The sequence below is a fragment of the Mycobacterium sp. Soil_C_30 genome, assembly GCF_057656995.1.
Genome location: NZ_JBDGJH010000009.1, coordinates 17,870 through 34,677, shown reverse-complemented (window position 1 = coordinate 34,677; position 16,808 = coordinate 17,870). Strand labels below are relative to the sequence as shown.

The window sequence follows — 16,808 nt, the reverse complement described above, 5'->3', positions numbered from 1 at the left end:
TCACTCAGGCAGCCATTCGTACCCGCGACCAGTGCAGCCGCACCGGCTGTCCGGGCCGGATCTGGGCCACCTTGTCGATGTCGGCGTCGATGATCACCCCCGCCACCGGGTAACCGCCGGTCACCGGGTGGTCCGGCCCGAGGATGACGGGCTGGCCGTTGGGCGGCACCTGGATGGCGCCGCGTACCGCGCCTTCGGACGGCAGTTGACGCTCGGGCCAGCGGTGCTGCATCGGGGTGCCGGAGAGCCGCATGCCCACCCGATCACTGCGTTCGGAGGCCACCCACACCGTGTGCACCAAGGCGTCCGGGTCGGCGAACCAGTCGTCGCGAGGGCCGGGGGCCACGCGCAGGTCCAGCAGGCGGCTTTCGATCGGGGCCACCGGCGCCTGGTCGAGTTCGGGATAGTCGTCGGTGTGCTTGCCGACGGGCAGTGTGTCGCCGGCCTGCAGGGGGCGCGGCCCGATCGCCGACATGACGTCATAACTGCGGGACCCGAGCACGGGTTCGACCTCGATGCCCCCGCGCACGGCCAGATAGCTGCGCATCCCGGAGGCGGGGACGCCGAGTTCCACCAGCTGTCCGTCGCGGACATGCGCAATGCTGTTGGTGCCGAACGGGATTCCGTTGACGGTGGGCTGGGTGTCGGCGCCGGTGACGGCGATGTCCAGGTCGCCGCCGTGGATGCGGGCGGCGAACCCGCCGAAGGTGATCTCGACGGTGGCCCAGTCGTCGGGATTGGCGACGAGGCGGTTGGCCAGGGTGTGCGCCCGGCGGTCGGCGGCACCGGATCGGCCGACGCCCATCTGCGCCAGGCCGGTGCGGCCCAGGTCCTGGATGAGGGCCAATGGTCCGGTGCGGACGATTTCGATATCCATCGGTGGTCCTTTCACACGGCCCGGAACTGCACCCACATACCCGGTGTCAGCAGCGCCGGGTTGGGTCGGTCGATATCCCACAACACCGCTTCGGTGCGCCCGATCAACTGCCAACCGCCCGGTGACTCCCGTGGGTAGACGCCGCTGAACTCGCCGGCCAGTCCGACGGCGCCGGCGGGCACCTTGGTGCGCGGCTCGGCGCGGCGGGGGACCTCGAGCCGAGAGTCACCGCCGACCAGGTAGGCGAAACCCGGTGCGAAACCGCCGAACCCGACGCGCCACAAGGTGCCGGTGTGTGCGGCGACGACGCCGGCGGCGTCCAGCCCGGTCAGTCGGGCGACCTCGGCCAGATCGGCGCCGTCATAGGTGACGTCGAGGACGATGTCGGCCTCCCCGCCCGGTGGGGCGCTCGATTCGACGTCCTCGATGGACAGTTTCGACAGTCGCTGCCGGGTGGGGGCCTGGAAGGCGGGCCGGGCCAGCTTGATCAGCACCGTCCGTGCGGCGGGCACGATGTCCAGGACACCGGGCAGCTCGGCACGGCCCAGCACTTCCGTCCACGCCAGCACGTCGTCGGTGCTGCCGCATTCGAGGAGCAACGCCTGATCGCCGTACTCACGGACGGTGGTCACTCGGTCATCGATGGTGGCGCTCATGACACGAAGTTACTCCCGGGTAGGGAGCCGCGCCGCAAACCTTAGAAGGTCGCCATAGGAGCCTTAGCGACTGCTCAGAGCTCACTGCATGGGTTGATAGCTGGGCTCACGATTCTTGACCGCGGAGATGACGCGGTAAGTGACCGGCAGCAGGGCCGCTTCGACGGCGCACTTGTAGATCCAGCCGATCGCCGCGTACGTGGCGAAGGACGACATGTTGCCGAATCCGATGATGGGGGCCGCGACCGCGCAGAACACCAAGGTGTCGGCGAACTGCCCGACGACGGTGGACCCGAGCAGCCGGGCCCAGAGATGATTCTCCTTGGTGCGCTGCTTGATTCGCACCACCAGGTAGGCGTTGACCAATTGCCCCACCAGGAAGCCGGCGAGCCCGGCGACGGCCAGCCCGGTGATGGAACCGACCATGGTCTCGAGCGCGGCTTGGTTCTCATAGCCTTCGGCTTGCGGAAGACGCACGGTGACCCAGAGCAGACCCACGAACAGCGCCTGCATGGTGAAGCCGATGTAGATGGCTCGGCGCGCCGCCTTGAGTCCGTAGACCTCCGAGAGCACATCGCCGATGACGTAGGTGAGGGGGAAGACCAGGAATCCGCCGTCGGTCAGCAACGGGCCGAAGGCGACGCCTTTGGTAGCTGTGATGTTGGAGATGAGGACGAGGGCGGTGAACACCGCCACGAGAATGGGGTAGTAGGAGGCGCCCACCGCGGCGTACCCGGTGGGCTGTCCAGAGTGCTGGTCGATGTTGTCGAGGTTGTTCCGATTCACCCGGACATCCAAACAGACTCATTGTCGGCCGTAGCCGGCTGACTCAAACGCCCAGCATCCCGGCCAACAGCGGTGGGAGCTGGTCGGCGACCAGCGGTAGTGACAGCGGTGAGGAGAACGCGATCGCGCCGGCGAGCTCTTTCGTGGTGAAGATGCTGCGGTCCTGCAGTGCCGCGATATCAGGGTTGGCCAGCAGCGCGGCCTGTTCGGCGTCACTTTCGGTGGTCCAGATCAGGACATCGGCCTCGCCCACGGCGGAGGCCAGCTGGTCGAGGGGGAGCGGCACCCGGTCGTCGTCCGCGACAGCACCGAGGCCGGCCATCACCAAGCCCATCTGGGTGAGGAACTCGGTACGCCACCCGGCCCGCGTCGCCGTCACCGCACCCTGCCACGGGCTGCCCGCCAACAGCGCGACCTTCTTGTCCTTGAACTGCGGATGGGCGGCCCCGGCCGAGGTGAATTTCTCGTCGACAGCGGTGACCAGCGCTTCCATCTCCGCGCGTTTGAAGACGGCCTCGCCGATGCCGGCCGCCTGGGTTTTCCACGGTTCGAAGAAGGCCTCCGGACCGGCCTGCGCAAGGGTCGGGGCGATGGCGGACAGCCGGGCATAGGTGTCGGCGTCGACGCCGGCGCAAGTGGCGACGATCAGGTCCGGTCGCAGCGCCGCGATCTGGTTGACCTGGATACCGTCGGCGAGGCTGAGTACCTGCGGTTGCGCGGCGCCCAACGCCGCCCGCGCCCAGGGCCACACCGCAAACGGTTCGCCGCCGAACCACTCCGTCGTCGCGATCGGCACCACGCCGAGTGCCAGCAGATCGTCCTGCTCGGTGAAACCGACGCTCACCACCCGCTGGGGCGGGGCAGGCACCGTGGTTTCGCCGAACGCGTGGGTGACGGTGACGGCGGCCGGGTCGCCGGCGGATTCGCTGGACGCGCACCCTGCGGCGAGCAAGACTCCCACGGCCCCGAGGAACGCCCGTCGAGTGCATCGCACCCGGCGAGCGTATCGGCGCGGCGGGTCAGCTCACCTCGAAATTGCCGAACAGCAGTACGGCGAGTCCCAGGGCGACGACGATGTTGACCACGGTGGCCGAGCCGAACACCACGATGGGCCGCCAGCCGGCTTCGCGTAGACCCTTCAGGGAGAACTCCAAGCCGATCGCCACGAACGCGAAGATCAGGAACCAGGTGCGCAGGTCGTTGACGGTGGCGATGGTGGCCTTACCGCCGTCACCGGCGAACTGCAGATACAGCGTGCCGATCACCGAGGCAGCGATGAAGCCGAGCACGAATTTGGGGAAACGCTGCCAGAACTGGCCCAGGGTGGGACGTGCTGAGTGCGCGCTGCGTTCGACTTTGAGCGCGAAGTACGCGGTCAGGGCAATCGCGACGACGCCGATCAGGGCGTTCTGGGTGGTCTTGACGATGGTGGCGATCTGCAGCGCGTCCTCACCGGCCAGCGCGCCCGCGGCGGCCACGGCGGCGGTGGTGTCGATGTTGCCGCCGATCCAGGCGCCGGCCACGGCGGGGCTGAGTCCGAGCACATCGGCCAGCCACGGCAGCAGGAATATCGACGGCAACGCGAACGCGATCACCAGGGACGCGGCGTACGCCAGCTGTTCACGTTTGGCCTGCACGGCTCCGGCGGCCGCGATCGCGGCGCTGACCCCGCAGATGGACACCGCGGAGGACAGCAGTGCCCGCAGTTTGTCGTCGAGACCCAACCGCCCACCCAGCCACCAGGTGAACCCGAACACGATGGTGATCAACAGCAGCGCCTGGATGATGGCCGGGCCGGCGGCGGTGGCCAGGACCTTGAGGTTCACCGAGGCGCCCAGCAGCACCAACCCGGTCTTGATGAAGAACTCGGTGCGGAAGCCCGCCGACAGGGTGTCGCGCAGCGCGAGCTTCGTCAGGACGATGTTGCCGATCAAGCCCAAAGCGATTGCATACACCGGGAATTCGATGGACTTGGCGACCTTGGCCAACGGCGTACCCTCCGCCCAGCCCGGCACCTGAGCTTCCAGGAACCGGGTGGCCGCACCGAGCGCCACCACCACGAGCACACCGGCGGCGACGGTGCCGATCGAGACCGGTTTGCGCGTCTGCTCCTCGGTGTCGGCGGACTCGGTCATGGGATCACGCTGCCCGGGATCGCGCCCACAAGCACCAGTACCAGCAGGGCCAGGCCGACGATGACGGCGAGCCAGTCTTCGTTCATGCGGGCCGACCGTAATCGCCGATCACGGTGCGAGACACCGTTCTACTCAGGGCGAATGGAACACGTTTCAGTGTTTGGCGAGCCGCTTGTTGACGGCCCTGGTGAGCCAAGCCGGGGAGAACCGCGAGCCCAGTGTCAACAACTTGCTCTGAGTGCCCACGGGGAAGTGCACCTGGTGCAGCGCGCGGCCGACACGGGAGCCGGCGGCCGCGGCGACGATGGCGTCGGCGACCTCCTCTGCGGTGAGGTTGATGCCCAGGGTCTGGGTGGTGCCGGTGCTGACGTTGGTGGTCATCGCGGTCTGCACGTACAGCGGCCACATCGCGATCACCCGGATGTCGTGAGCATTCCACTCGATGTCGAGTGCCTCGGTCAGACCGCGGACGAAGAACTTGGTGGCGCTGTAGGTGGCCAGTTCCGCCTGCCCGTAGATCGCCGACGCTGACGCGAGGTTCACCACCACCGCACCCGGAGTGGCGCGCAGGTACGGGAATGCGGCGTGCAGACCGCTGACCACGCCCTTGGTGTTGATGTCGATCTCCCGCAGTTGCGCAGCCAGGTCCACGTCCTCGAAGCGGCCGGCCAGCAGGATCCCGGCGTTGTTGATCAGCACGTCCAGCCGACCGCCGGCAACGTCGACGAACTCCCTGATGCGCGTGCTCATTTCGTCGGGGTCGGTGACGTCCAGGTGTCCGGTCACCACGGTGCCGTGCTGCGCGGCGATCTCCCCGGCCAGAGACGCCAGGCCGATCTCGTCGATGTCGAAGGCGCCCACGGTGTGACCGCGTTTGGCGAACGCCAGCGCGGTGGCCCGGCCGATACCGGCGGCTGCGCCGGTGATGAACACTGCTGAGGAGTTGACCATCAGCCCATTGTGACCAGATTGCGCCACAGTGTGGTGAGGCTGTCGGTGCCGCCGAACAGCGTGGTGAAGTGCGTGGAGTCGATGAGCACGATGTCTCCGGCCCGGTCTTGGGCCGGCGGCATCCAGATGACGGCGTTGAATTCGGTGTGACCCGCAGCGGTGAAGGGGTGCGGGCGGTCCGGATCGACCCGCTGCCGGCCCAGCACCTGTACGGCTGAGCTCTCGGTGTCGGTCAGTTCGTAGTGCGGCAGGTGCTGGTGGAAGCTCAGGTTGGTGACACCGTGGAGCAGACGATGGCCGTCGAGGTCGGGGTAGGCCGTCAGCGGTACCGGGTCTCGTGTTCCCGCGACAACGGCGGGGCGCAGCCCCCACGTGTTGTGCACGGGCACGCCGAGTGCCTGCATCAGAGACCGGGTGTAGCCGCTGAAGCGTTGTCGCCGCGGGACCAGGCGGTCGCCATGGTGAAGGTATTCGATCTGACGCTGGTCCATGTCGTCGGTGAAGCCGACATCATGGTGCGGCGCGAGTAGTAGGCAGGTGCCTTCTCGGCGCAGCCAGGCGCGCAGGGCGTCGATCTCGGCGGTGTCCGCGGATTGCTCGGACGGCAGGTGGTCCAGGCCGAACACCATCAGGGTGTCGGTGTCGGCGAGGATCCGTTCGTCGATCGGCAGTCGGTAGCCGGCCTGATCGGTGCGCTGGTACACCGCCACGGGGTGTCCGGTGACCTCGCCGGCCAGGGCTTGGAACAGCAACGTCGACCGGTGGAACAACTCGAGGGTGCCGGCGACACCCTGGAGGAAGTTGTCGGCGCTGAACTCCGGTGTCTCGTAGGCGGGCCAGACGACGTTGCGCACCTCGGTGATGGTGGAGAAGCGATTCTCCATGGCGGCGGGATCCCGTTGCGCCTCCCACGGGTAACTCCACGTCCAATAGACACTCACCCGCCTGTGCCCGTTGTGCGGCCGTGCGATGTGCTCCTGGTTGTAGGTGCGCGCCGCGGTCATGTCGAATGACCTTCGGGTGCGGCGAGATAACGCAACGCACGCAGGCCGGGAAGGAAGAAGTAGGCGCCACCGGTGAGCGTGGTGAACGCGGGCAGCCCCTTGTGCACTTTCCGGATGGGCCTCTTGGGCACGGTGAAATCCAGGGTGCCGTCCTGTACGCCGCAGATGGGATCGTGCTCGTTGCCCAGTTCGTGGAACGCCTTGTCGTTGATCCAGACGTTCTGCGCGAATTCGAACTGCCGGACCAGGCTGGCGCAGATGATGAAGGCCGCGATTCCCCGGTCCACGCCGTCCTCGGGTGCGTCGGGGGCCAGCGCGGGACCATAGGTGGCGCCACGGCGAATCATCCTGCGCCGGTTCATGTTGACCGCCGTGTCCCGGGGGTTGAGACGACGTGCGTGCGCACCCAGGGGGCACGCGTATCCCAGCGGGTCCATCTCCTTGTAGTTGAAGTCGTTGCTGCGCTGGGGATCTGCGCCCAACTCGGGATCGTCGCGATCCGGTGCCAGCACCAGGGGTGCACCGCTTCTCCAGCGGCCCATGAACTTGGCGGCCAGTAGTTCCTCGCCCGCGGGGTCAGAGGCGTTGCTGCGCAGGTAGTCGCGGAAGGGCCCGACATGTTCGCGCAGCCGGCGATATGCCATGAAACTGCCGTTGCGCGAGAGGATCTCGGGTTGCGGGAGGTTGGCGGGGGGCCCCTTCTCGTCGGGGTAGCCGAGGATGAACTCGCCGGGCTCCAGGGCGGCGCCGGAACCTGGTGTCGGCTCCTCCCCGGAGTACTTCATCACCGGTTGAGAGAGCCGGTCCCGGAAACCGAAATGGTCGTGGGCGTAATTGAACGGCGGATTGGCGTTGAGATCGAGGTGGGAAAGCGAGCGTACGCCCGGACACCGGCTCAGGAGCCGGTCGTGCTCTTCCACACAGCGTTGGCGTTCTGGTTCGTCGCGGGCAAACAGAATCGCGATGGCGTGTAGGTCGCCCGAGGCCAGTTCGCCGACCCAGTGCTCGGGAGCATTCGGACCGGTATCACCCAGAATCGTTGCGCGCGCAGGCATTCCCTCGCGGAACTCGTCCGGGAACGTCGCGAGCGCGGCCTCGGGTACTCCGAGTGCACGCAGACCTGCCCACGTGAACGCGAGGGTGACCCATCGTGCAGAAGTGTCCATACTCGCCTGCACATCGGCTGCCGACTGCGCCACGTCCACCAGCTCGGACAGCCAGGCCCGGCCTGCCTCGGGGGTGGTGAAGGACAGGAATTCGTACCGCCCCGTCATCGCCGGGGTGCGTGTGAGCAGGATGTGCTGGATGTCGTCGAGCTCGAGCACCGGGTGCCTACTGCATCTGATCGAGCATGTCGGAGAACGCGCTCTTCAGCCGCAAGGCCTTCTTGATCTCGTCGGCAGTGACGTACGGGTATTCGCCGTACTCGAGAAAACTGGGGCATTGGTGCGCGCGGACGAATTCGACGAATGCTGCCGGATTCTCCTTCCAGTCTTCTGGAAAGCCTTCGAGATTGGTGAAGACGGTGGTGATCCCGGTCTGGCTGAACAGAGCCACGGCGTCTTCGGTGTATTTGTCGAAATCGGTGTCAAAAATGCCTTGGTACTGGAAATGCAGTCCCGAACCGACGTCGAACAGAACCCAGCGCAGGTAATGCAGACGCAGCGGGGCCAGGACATCCGGGGATGCCGCGATGGCCGCTTCGATCTCTTTTCCGTACGCTCGTACAACTTCCTCACGGCCCTCCTTCACTTTTGCGATGATGGAGAACCCATAGCAGGCGGGAGTCCGCGGATAAACAGGCCCGTATCGACCGCGAACCAGTTCGTGATAACCCTCGGGCGGGATGGCCATTGCGGCCGGCCGCGACCAATCTGGCTGGTTGGACATGGCGGCTCCTCCGCTTGAAACCCGCTGGCAAGCTGAACGTTAGCACCGCCCTCGACAAGCTACCGGCCATTCGGATTTCGCCGGATTTTGCGATAAAAGACCTGGTCGCCAAGATGGTTATTTGAATCCAAACCGTCGATGAATTCAAACTGAGATGGTTCCACCAGGCAGAGGTTTTCGCATTAGGTGCGCGCCGATCCCGCGTCAGATTTATTGTTACGTCAGCGGACATTTCCGTCCGTTTATCTGAGCGGCGTGCGACTGGTCGGGGTCTCGCATCGTGATGCGTCGGCCTGGATCGGCACATGCGGAGAGGAAGTTGTGCCGTGCAGATAAAGTTGTGTTCTTACATGGCCATTCTGGCCGTTCCAACGTTTGCGGTCGGGCTCGTCACTGCGAGTCCGGCGGCGGCTGACTGCACCAGTTCGGGCGGCGTCACGCTGTGTTCTCAGGGTGACGTCCGCGGCTCGAACACCGGTGACGGGCCGTCAGGCGCCGGGCCGTACATGCCCTACCCGTGCGAATACGACTATCTCTGCGACGACACCTACGGCTGGGGGTTTGCCTTCGACGTCGATGCGGATATCGACCGTCCCAACAATCCGGGCCGCCCTGACCGCCCGAACCGGCCCAATCGCCGTGGGGGTGGCAGACGATGAGCAGATCTGAACGGTCAACTGAACCAACACAATTGAAAGGGAAGAACATGTCGCTGTGGACAAGCGGGCGGCGAGCGCTCGCCATCTCGATCGGCACTGGCGCATTGCTGGTTGGTGTGGGAGCGGCGATCGCCAACGCGGAACCGCTGCCGCCGCCTCCTCCGCCACCGCCGAACTGCACTGCCGCCGACCTCGCGGGCGTTTCGACCGGCGTCACCGCGGCCACGGCGGCCTACCTGTTCACCCGTCCAGACGTGAACGCGTTCTTCACCAGCCTCAAGGGCTTGCCGCGTGAGGAGCTGAGGGCCCGGGTGCAGGAGTATGCCGACGCGAACCCGCAAGTGAGGGCGGAGCTGCAAGGCATCCGCCAGCCGATGGTCGACTTCCGTAACCGTTGCGGCGCACCGGGTCTGCCAGCTGAATAGCGCCTCGTCTGGTCTCGTGGCTGACGACGGGCCACGAGCTGGCACGTGCAGAAAGGAAGTGTGCCGTGCGGATCGTCAAACTCTCACTTGCAGTCGTGTTTGCCTTCCCCGCAGTGTCTCTCACCATCGTCACCGCCGGCCCGGCCTATGCCGACTGCGACCGTTCCGGCGGTGTGACACTGTGCTCTGAAGGGGCCAGTGGCTCGGGGGCCTCGGTCGCGCTGCCCTATTTCCCGTATCCGTGTGAGGACGATTGGTTGTGCGCCGACGGCGGCCTGTCGCTCCTGGACCCGGGTGGGCTCAACATCACTCGCGACACCCCAGGAGGGGCTTACACCGATTGACGTCAGTGCGCGTCAGCTCAGCGGAAGCGCGTTTTCCAGGAACGTCAGACCCCGTAGCAGCGGATCGTCGGGCATCGGGGTGCCGTCCGAGGCGGCCATCAGCACCCCGACAATGGCGCCGGCCATCATGCGGCGCTCGAAATCGTCCGCGGGTTCGCTGAGCCGCTCCTTCAACGCGTCGGTGATCAAGGTGACACAACGCATGTACTCGCCGTAGAGCAGGCCGCGCGCCTCGGGGATGGCGTACATGAGCCGCTGACCGGCCATGGCGTCTTGGCGCTCTGCCTCTGACAGCCCGGCGAAAGTCTGTTCCACCGCATACCGATATGCCGCAATCGGCTTGAGATCTCGGGGCGCGGTGACAAAAGCGTCGATGATCGGCTCGATCAGGTCGTCGGACAGCAGAACCGATTCCTTGGACGGGAAATAGCGGAAGAACGTGCTGGTGGAGACCTCGGCGGCATCGGCGATCTGTTCCACCGTGGTGTTGCCGTAGCCCTGCTCTTCGATCAGCCGGAAGGCCTCACGGCGGATCGCCTGCCGGGTCTTGATCTTCTTGCGTTCTCGTAGCCCGAGAGCAGGGTCCATGTGTCCATTGTGCCTGCTGTCGTTTCGCCTCGACCTACCCAAGTGGGTAGGTCGAGGCGATTGGTCACAATTTCAGTGACTGGTCCATGGATGCTGGCTGCGCGGCAATGCTTTTCAGCGAGACTCAATTGGCGGTGCCGAGAAATGGTCACGGCCACGCCAGCACAAGTCCGAGGGCGATCATGGTGACTGCGATGACACCGTCCAGGATGCGCCATGTCATCGGGGTGGCGAACAGACCCCGCAGCCGTCGCGCCCCGAAACCCAGGGTGGTGAACCACACCGCGCTGGCGGTCACCGCTCCGACCCCGAACAGCCAGCGGTTGTCGGCGTGATCGTTGGCCAGTGCGCCGATCAAAACCACCGTGTCGAGGTAGACGTGCGGATTGAGGAACGTCATGGCCAGGCACGTCCCGAGGACGCCCGCCAGGCGGGCCGGTGTGGCTTCGGCCGGCGTCAACGTGCCGGGGTTGAGTGCGCGGCGAGCGGCCAGCAAACCGTAGCCGAAGAGGAACGCGGCGCCGCCGATGGTGGCCACCGTGACGACGCTGGGATGTGCGGCGACCAGCGCACCGAAGCCGAAGATGCCGGCGCCGATCAGCACCATGTCCGAGACCGTGCACAACGCGACCACGGCCCCGACATGCTCGCCTCGGATCCCCTGACGCAATACAAACGCGTTCTGCGCCCCGATCGCAGCGATCAGGGTCATGGACGTCAGAAATCCCGTAGCGATGACAAGCGCGGTAGTACTCACGAGCTCCAACGCTAGGGGCCGCCAGACGATCAGTACAGCTAATGATTCTTCATCGGCATTAGCTCAGCTTATGGGGCACTGTCCGACGGCCTTAGCAGGACCGGGTACCTGTCAGTTCTCAATCTGCGGGGCGCTCCGTCATTTCGTTTGGCACAAGATGGCAGTTTCTATTGCTTCGGCAATTGACTCGTACGTCTCACCATTTCAGGTCAAAGGGTGAGGATTGTCGCGGATGTGCTGTCCAGGAGCGGTAGGCGCTGGGCCTGATAGTCGCCTTGCTAGACGTAATGGAGGGCGCCGGTCGGACAGGCAGCGACTTATAACTAGGCAAAACAGGAACCCAAGGCGCCCAACGGCTCTGGCTTGGTTGGACACGCTGGCCCGTCCCGCGCTGGCACCGTCATACCGCTCCATGGTTGGGTCGTGCCTTTGAACGGCGGGTTGTCGATCGCGTGCGGTGCTGTCGGCGTGGGTTTTCGGGTTCGAAGGGTGCCAGGATCAGGTCGTCCACCATGCGGCGGTGGGTGTCGTCAACACGTTCTGGATCGTCGGTGGTGAAGAAATCGATGACGAGCCCTTGAATGGCGGCGAGTGCCAGACGTGCGCGTGTCTCCGCGATGGGCCGGGGCATGCCGATCGCTTCAAATCGCAGTTGCGCGTTGCGAACCAACTGCGCCAACGTGTCGGAGGTGTAGCGGGCATAGGGGCTGTCTTGGCCGCACGCGGCGCCGAATACCTGTTCCAGGATCCGCAATCGGGCGCGCTGACTGCCGCGGGTGATTTCATGCCAATCGTCGAGGCACCACTGGCGCAGTTCCTCGGCAGTCGTATACAGCTCGGGTTCGGGGACGTTCTGATCCTGCAGGCCGTTCATGACGGCCAGGATCAGCTGCTCTTTGCTGCCGAAGTAGTAGACCAGCATCCGGGCGCTGGTGCCCATCTCGGCGGCCAGGGACCGCAGTGAGGTGTCGATGACGCCGGTGCGGGCCAGCACCTCGGTGGCCTGCTCGACCAGCTGATCGCGTTTCGCGTAGTCGAACGGGCGGGGCACAGCCTTGACTGTAACACTTGCTTCAGTTACTGCTTGAGTGATGGGGGAACTAACGATTCGGCGATTCCAGCTGATAGCCCACCGGATCGGCGCTACGCGATGACGGCGTTGGGAGAGGTTTCGACGGTCACCCCCGCCACCGGCGCGCGACCGGGACGCGAGGTGATGGTCGCGCGGTGGGTGGCAGCGGCGGCGGGCCTGGTGGGGTTCGTGTTGTCGGTGCTGACGCCGTTGTTGCCTGTGGTGCAGACCACCGCGACGCTGACCTGGCCGCAGCGCTCCCAGCTCGAGGATGTGACGGCGCCGTTGATCACGCTGACACCGGTGTCGTTGACGGCCACGATCCCGTGCGCCGTTGTCGCCGACCTGCCGCCCGCTGGCGGCACGGTGCTGGGGACGGCCCCGCCGCAGGCGCGGGACGCCACCCTGAATGGACTTGCGGTGATAGCCGGCGAGAGCCGCGTTGATGTGATCGTTCGCAACGTGGTCGTTGCCAGCGTCGCGCGGGCCGATGTCGAAGATTCACGGTGCCAACGGATTAGGATCACCTCGGATCGGGCCGGAACGTTCGCGACATTCGTGGGGCTGACGGACGAGGAGGGGGTCGAGCGTCGCAGCGGCTACCCGGACCCGAATCTGCGGCCCCAGATCGTTGGGATGTTCACCGACCTGGCCGGTCCCGCCCCGCCGGGACTGTGGGTGTCCGCAGTCATCGACACCCGCTACACCTCGACACCCAGCACAGCGAAACTGATGGCGATGGTCGGCGGGATTGGCGCCACCGTCATCGCCGTGGTGGCGTTGTGGCGTCTGGATCGCCGCGACGGCCACCGGACGCGCAAGGTCATTCCGACACGGTGGCGGAGCTTCACCGCCGCTGACGCCGCGGTGATCGGCATCTCCGTGGTTTGGTTTGTTGCAGGGGCGAATTCGTCCGATGATGGCTACCAGCTGCAAATGGCGCGGGTGGCCGGGCACGCGGGCTACATGTCGAACTACTTCCGCTGGTTCGGCAGCCCGGAAGATCCGTTCGGCTGGTACTACAACCTGCTGGCGCTGATGACCAATGTCAGCGACATCAGCCTCTGGATGCGACTACCCGACCTCATCTGCGTCCTCGTCTGCTGGGTTCTGCTGTCGCGGGAGGTGCTGCCCCGGCTCGGGCCCTCGGTGGCCCGCAGCACGCCCGCGTTGTGGGCGGCGGCCCTGGTGCTCTGCGCGGCGTGGATGCCGTTCAACAACGGCTTGCGCCCAGAAGGTCAGATCGCCACCGGCGCGCTGATCACCTACGTCCTCATCGAACGCGCCATCATCTCCCGCCGACTGACACCCGCCGCCCTGGCAATCGTGACGGCGGCGTTCACCCTCGGCATCCAGCCCACCGGCCTGATCGCTGTGGCCGCCCTGTTGGCCGGCAGCCGGCCCCTGTTGAGGATCGTCGTCGCCAGAAGCGGGCAGTGGGGGTTCTGGACCACGGTCGCACCGCTGCTCGCCACAGGTGTCGTAGTGCTCACTGTCGTGTTCGCCGACCAGACAGTTGCCTCGGTACTCGAAGCCACCCGGGTGCGCACCGCGATCGGGCCGAGCCAACCGTGGTTCACCGAGAACCTGCGCTACTTCTACCTCATCCTGCCGACTACAGACGGGGCCCTGTCGCGACGCTTCGGCATCCTGATCACCATTGCCTGCCTCGTCCCGACACTGCTGGTGCTGCTGCGCCGCAAACGAATCACCGGTATCGCCACCGGGCCGGTGTGGCGGTTGATCGGGACCATCGCAGCGACCCTGTTTTTTCTGACCTTCGCCCCGACCAAGTGGGTGCATCATTTCGGGCTGTTCGCCGCCGTCGGTGCCGCCATGGCAGCCCTGGCCACCGTCGTGCTGGGCCCCACCGTGCTGCGCGCACGGCGCAACCGGGTTGCGGTTCTGACCGGTGTGCTGACGGTGCTCGCGTTGTGTTTCGCCTCCACCAAAGGCTGGTGGTATGTCTCCAGCTACGGCGTCTACTTCAACGACGCCGCCCCCGCTGTCGGGCCGATCACCGTCAGCGCCGTCCTGCTCACCCTCGCCGTGCTGTGCGGCGGATACGCCACCTGGACCCACGTTTCCGGCCGTGACCACGCTGCGCCGCGAAGCGTCAAAGCACTGACCGCCGCGCCCATTCCGATCGCGGCCGGGCTCATGGTGGTGGTCTTTCTGGCCTCCCAACTCATTGGTATGGTGCGGCAGTACCCGACGTTCTCCAATGGCTGGGCCAACATCCGCGAACTCACCGGCGGCTGCGGGCTCGCCGACGACGTGCTGGTCGAGCCGGACCCCAATCGCGGCTTCCTCGACGCCCAACCCGGCGCCGACGGTGCACTGGGCCCACTCGGCGGACCCGACCCCATCGGCTTCACCCCGAACGGCGTACCGGAACACACGCTGGCAGAGTCGACCTGGCAACCTAACCCGCAACCAGGAACCGACTGGGACCGGGACGCGCCCACCGCCCTAAGCGAGCCGGGCCTCAACGGCTCCAGCGTTCCGCTGCCCTACGGCCTCGATCCCGCGCGAGTGCCGATCGCGGGCAGCTTCACCGCCGGCCCACAACAACCCAGCATGTTGGTTTCCGCCTGGTACCGGCTCCCGGCGCCGGGTGCCGCCCATCCTCTGATCGTGGTCACCGCCGCAGGCACCATTACTGGTGACAGCGTGCTGCGCGGACGCACCGACGCCCAAACCGTCGCACTCGAATATGGCCACCAAGGGCCCGACGGCACACCGCAAGCTGCCGGCCAGCTCATCCCGTACGACACCGGCCCGCAACCCGCGTGGCGCAACCTCCGCTTCCCCCGCAGCAGCATCCCCGACAGCGCCACCTTCGTGCGGATCGTCGCCGACGATCGTTCCCTGAACCTCGGCGACTGGATCGCGGTCACCCCACCACGGGCGCCCGAACTCCGGTCGCTGCAGGAGTACGTCGGATCCACCCACCCCGTCCTGCTCGACTGGATGGTTGGCCTCGTCTTCCCCTGCCAGCGTCCGATGCTCCACGCCAACGGCGTCACTGAAGTGCCCCGGTTCAGGATCTCACCGGACTACCCCGCAAAGCTGCAGAACCCCGACACCTGGCAGGAAGGCCGCAACGGCGGACTCCTCGGAATCACCGACCTCCTGCTACGCGCCCACGTGCTGCCCAGCTACCTGTCCCGCGACTGGGGACGAGACTGGGGATCGCTGCGCCGATTCGATCCCATCGACCAAGCCGAACCCGCCGACATCACCCTCGGCACCACCACCCGGTCAGGACTCTGGAACCCCGGCCCCATCCGCATCAGCCCATGAGTCACCCGCTCCGACGTGTCGGGCGGGATCGCCAGGGCTCCACGTCCCGTGTGCAGGCTGGATCATCGTGAGGGTGTCGAGCAGGGGGTTTTATTGAATCTATAGGCCGGATCTGGCATCTATAGTTGGTTGCTCGGCCAGGTGGCCTCGGTTCACCGCGCGACTGAGCTGGCCAGGTCGGTTCTGTTGCCGCTAACGGGGGTGGCGAGTTGGCGTACTCGAGAAGTGTGGCGCTGTTCGGCCGTCTCGTCCGCGACTGGTGGAGCGAGCCGGTCGACTACGAGGCACAGGTGCAGTATTTCAGCAAGCGGTCCATCTCCACGGCGGTCCAGGTACTGATCGGCCTGGGAACAGGCCTGGACGCGGTGATCTCAGCCGTTGTCTTGCTGCCCTCCGCCGCTACTTCAGCGTCGCGGTTTGCCGTAGCGGTGTTCGTCGCGCTACAGCTCTTCTGGGCGTGGGTATGGTGTCGCGGCCCTTGGCCGCCGCGGTGGGCTTCCGTTGCGTTCGTCGTCACCGCCGACATCGCGATCACCGTGATGGTTGTGCTCGATGCAAGTTGGGTGATGGGCTCGTTCGGGTTGAGTTTCTTCACCATGCTCTCGGTGTACCTGATTTTCTTTGAGGGCCCCAAATTGCTTGTTGCACATATAACCTGGATTCTTGCTACGACGGCAGCCCTAGCCGTTCGGATAGGCATCGACGCGGAGTTCGATGTTGTCGGATTCACTGCAAAGACACTCCTGTCGGTGGCGCTTCTCGTCGGGCCACCTCTGGGCATCCAAGCCGCGATCTGGGCTCTTCGGAACGACGCGAATAAGTCCATCAGCGATCCGCTGACCGGTCTGCTTAACCGACGCGGCTTGCACATGCAGTTTGTCGACCTCATGCACAATGCCATCACGACGGACGCCGAGGTGACCGTGATGGTCATCGACTTAGATCGCTTCAAAGAGATCAATGACAACTTCGGTCACAAGGTGGGAGACGCGGTGCTGATAGGCACTGCACGGCACATCAAGTCCACAGTGCGGGGCAGTGCGTTGGTAGCGCGTGTAGGCGGCGAAGAATTCGTCGTCGTCGACCTAGCTTCGGGCTGGCGGGCCCATCGCGACCTCGATCGCGTCAGACTGGCGATTGCTACTCAAACCGACTACGCCATCACCGCAAGCGTTGGCGTCGCCAGCGTGGCCGTCGCCAACTTTGCTGCCCCCGACGGTGATCCTGCTGCGTTGCTCGATGCCACGATCGAGCGAGCTGACCAGGCGATGTTCACCGCAAAACGTAACGGCGGTAACGCAACAGAGCTGCTCTAGCTCTGCTCCTCTTTGAATCCGTTCGCCGTCAAGCACACAACC

17 protein-coding genes are annotated in these 16,808 nt (G+C 65.7%); 5 read left to right on the top strand and 12 right to left on the bottom strand.

Annotated features, from left to right (window positions below):
* Positions 1 to 4 precede the first annotated feature (4 nt).
* From AC3A6P_RS18030 to AC3A6P_RS17990, 9 genes are all read right to left on the bottom strand, one after another.
* Positions 5 to 877, bottom strand: a complete 873-nt coding sequence (locus AC3A6P_RS18030) for a 5-oxoprolinase/urea amidolyase family protein (protein WP_487693036.1) — start codon at positions 875 to 877, stop codon at positions 5 to 7.
* Positions 878 to 888: 11 nt separating this feature from the next.
* On the bottom strand, positions 889 to 1,533 hold the full coding sequence (locus AC3A6P_RS18025; RefSeq protein WP_487693035.1) for a 5-oxoprolinase subunit B family protein: 645 nt from the start codon (positions 1,531 to 1,533) through the stop codon (positions 889 to 891).
* An 81-nt stretch (positions 1,534 to 1,614) separates the two neighbouring features.
* Positions 1,615 to 2,295: a queuosine precursor transporter gene (locus AC3A6P_RS18020; protein WP_487693252.1), complete on the bottom strand. Its 681-nt coding sequence runs from the start codon at positions 2,293 to 2,295 to the stop codon at positions 1,615 to 1,617.
* Positions 2,296 to 2,362: 67 nt separating this feature from the next.
* Complete coding sequence (locus AC3A6P_RS18015; RefSeq protein WP_487693034.1) at positions 2,363 to 3,313, bottom strand: ABC transporter substrate-binding protein; 951 nt, start codon at positions 3,311 to 3,313, stop codon at positions 2,363 to 2,365.
* A 25-nt stretch (positions 3,314 to 3,338) separates the two neighbouring features.
* A complete protein-coding gene (locus AC3A6P_RS18010; protein WP_487693033.1) occupies positions 3,339 to 4,454 on the bottom strand; it encodes a YeiH family protein in 1,116 nt (371 codons plus the stop codon).
* A gap of 153 nt (positions 4,455 to 4,607) precedes the next feature.
* A complete protein-coding gene (locus tag AC3A6P_RS18005; RefSeq protein ID WP_487693032.1) occupies positions 4,608 to 5,405 on the bottom strand; it encodes an SDR family oxidoreductase in 798 nt (265 codons plus the stop codon).
* A complete protein-coding gene (locus tag AC3A6P_RS18000) occupies positions 5,405 to 6,409 on the bottom strand; it encodes a hypothetical protein (protein WP_487693031.1) in 1,005 nt (334 codons plus the stop codon). Before AC3A6P_RS18000 ends, AC3A6P_RS18005 begins: the two co-directional genes overlap by 1 nt.
* On the bottom strand, positions 6,406 to 7,734 hold the full coding sequence (locus AC3A6P_RS17995) for a Dyp-type peroxidase (protein WP_487693030.1): 1,329 nt from the start codon (positions 7,732 to 7,734) through the stop codon (positions 6,406 to 6,408). The genes AC3A6P_RS18000 and AC3A6P_RS17995 overlap by 4 nt, the downstream gene beginning before the upstream one ends.
* A 7-nt stretch (positions 7,735 to 7,741) precedes the next feature.
* Positions 7,742 to 8,299 carry a hypothetical protein gene (locus AC3A6P_RS17990; protein ID WP_487693029.1) on the bottom strand — a complete coding sequence of 186 codons (558 nt, stop codon included), beginning with the start codon at positions 8,297 to 8,299 and terminating at the stop codon, positions 7,742 to 7,744.
* Between the two features lie 350 nt (positions 8,300 to 8,649).
* Here AC3A6P_RS17990 and AC3A6P_RS17985 point away from each other — a divergent pair, with 350 nt between their 5' ends.
* From AC3A6P_RS17985 to AC3A6P_RS17975, 3 genes are all read left to right on the top strand, one after another.
* Positions 8,650 to 8,958: a hypothetical protein gene (locus AC3A6P_RS17985; protein ID WP_487693028.1), complete on the top strand. Its 309-nt coding sequence runs from the start codon at positions 8,650 to 8,652 to the stop codon at positions 8,956 to 8,958.
* Positions 8,959 to 9,005: 47 nt separating this feature from the next.
* On the top strand, positions 9,006 to 9,383 hold the full coding sequence (locus AC3A6P_RS17980; protein WP_487693251.1) for a heme-binding protein: 378 nt from the start codon (positions 9,006 to 9,008) through the stop codon (positions 9,381 to 9,383).
* 65 nt (positions 9,384 to 9,448) lie between these two features.
* Positions 9,449 to 9,727 (top strand): hypothetical protein, encoded by a 279-nt coding sequence (locus AC3A6P_RS17975; protein ID WP_487693027.1) that lies wholly within the window; start codon positions 9,449 to 9,451, stop codon positions 9,725 to 9,727.
* Positions 9,728 to 9,739: 12 nt separating this feature from the next.
* Here the strand turns inward: AC3A6P_RS17975 and AC3A6P_RS17970 are convergent, their stop codons facing one another.
* The 3 genes from AC3A6P_RS17970 to AC3A6P_RS17960 all read right to left on the bottom strand — a co-directional run bounded on the left by AC3A6P_RS17970 (position 9,740) and on the right by AC3A6P_RS17960 (position 12,123).
* Entirely contained in the window at positions 9,740 to 10,315 is a 576-nt protein-coding gene (locus AC3A6P_RS17970) for a TetR/AcrR family transcriptional regulator (RefSeq protein ID WP_487693026.1), read from the bottom strand.
* A gap of 148 nt (positions 10,316 to 10,463) precedes the next feature.
* Positions 10,464 to 11,027: a LysE/ArgO family amino acid transporter gene (locus AC3A6P_RS17965; protein WP_487693025.1), complete on the bottom strand. Its 564-nt coding sequence runs from the start codon at positions 11,025 to 11,027 to the stop codon at positions 10,464 to 10,466.
* 445 nt (positions 11,028 to 11,472) lie between these two features.
* Complete coding sequence (locus AC3A6P_RS17960; protein WP_487693024.1) at positions 11,473 to 12,123, bottom strand: TetR/AcrR family transcriptional regulator; 651 nt, start codon at positions 12,121 to 12,123, stop codon at positions 11,473 to 11,475.
* A gap of 99 nt (positions 12,124 to 12,222) precedes the next feature.
* On the opposite strand from AC3A6P_RS17960, the gene AC3A6P_RS17955 reads away from it, so the two are divergent.
* Both AC3A6P_RS17955 and AC3A6P_RS17950 read left to right on the top strand, forming a co-directional pair.
* Positions 12,223 to 15,450, top strand: coding sequence for an arabinosyltransferase domain-containing protein (locus tag AC3A6P_RS17955; RefSeq protein WP_487693023.1), 3,228 nt, complete (start codon positions 12,223 to 12,225; stop codon positions 15,448 to 15,450).
* 227 nt (positions 15,451 to 15,677) lie between these two features.
* On the top strand, positions 15,678 to 16,766 hold the full coding sequence (locus tag AC3A6P_RS17950) for a GGDEF domain-containing protein (protein ID WP_487693022.1): 1,089 nt from the start codon (positions 15,678 to 15,680) through the stop codon (positions 16,764 to 16,766).
* Positions 16,767 to 16,808 lie beyond the last annotated feature (42 nt).

Excerpts from the sequence above, each read along its gene's own strand:
- AC3A6P_RS17970 (WP_487693026.1), bottom strand. The coding sequence starts at position 10,315 with ATGGACCCTGCTCTCGGGCTACGAGAACGCAAGAAGATCAAGACCCGG.
- AC3A6P_RS17955 (WP_487693023.1), top strand. The coding sequence starts at position 12,223 with ATGACGGCGTTGGGAGAGGTTTCGACGGTCACCCCCGCCACCGGCGCG.
- AC3A6P_RS18010 (WP_487693033.1), bottom strand. The coding sequence starts at position 4,454 with ATGACCGAGTCCGCCGACACCGAGGAGCAGACGCGCAAACCGGTCTCG.
- AC3A6P_RS17985 (WP_487693028.1), top strand. The coding sequence starts at position 8,650 with ATGGCCATTCTGGCCGTTCCAACGTTTGCGGTCGGGCTCGTCACTGCG.
- AC3A6P_RS18030 (WP_487693036.1), bottom strand. The coding sequence starts at position 877 with ATGGATATCGAAATCGTCCGCACCGGACCATTGGCCCTCATCCAGGAC.
- AC3A6P_RS18005 (WP_487693032.1), bottom strand. The coding sequence starts at position 5,405 with ATGGTCAACTCCTCAGCAGTGTTCATCACCGGCGCAGCCGCCGGTATC.
- AC3A6P_RS17965 (WP_487693025.1), bottom strand. The coding sequence starts at position 11,027 with ATGACCCTGATCGCTGCGATCGGGGCGCAGAACGCGTTTGTATTGCGT.
- AC3A6P_RS18000 (WP_487693031.1), bottom strand. The coding sequence starts at position 6,409 with ATGACCGCGGCGCGCACCTACAACCAGGAGCACATCGCACGGCCGCAC.
- AC3A6P_RS17980 (WP_487693251.1), top strand. The coding sequence starts at position 9,006 with ATGTCGCTGTGGACAAGCGGGCGGCGAGCGCTCGCCATCTCGATCGGC.
- AC3A6P_RS17990 (WP_487693029.1), bottom strand. The coding sequence starts at position 8,299 with ATGTCCAACCAGCCAGATTGGTCGCGGCCGGCCGCAATGGCCATCCCG.
- AC3A6P_RS18025 (WP_487693035.1), bottom strand. The coding sequence starts at position 1,533 with ATGAGCGCCACCATCGATGACCGAGTGACCACCGTCCGTGAGTACGGC.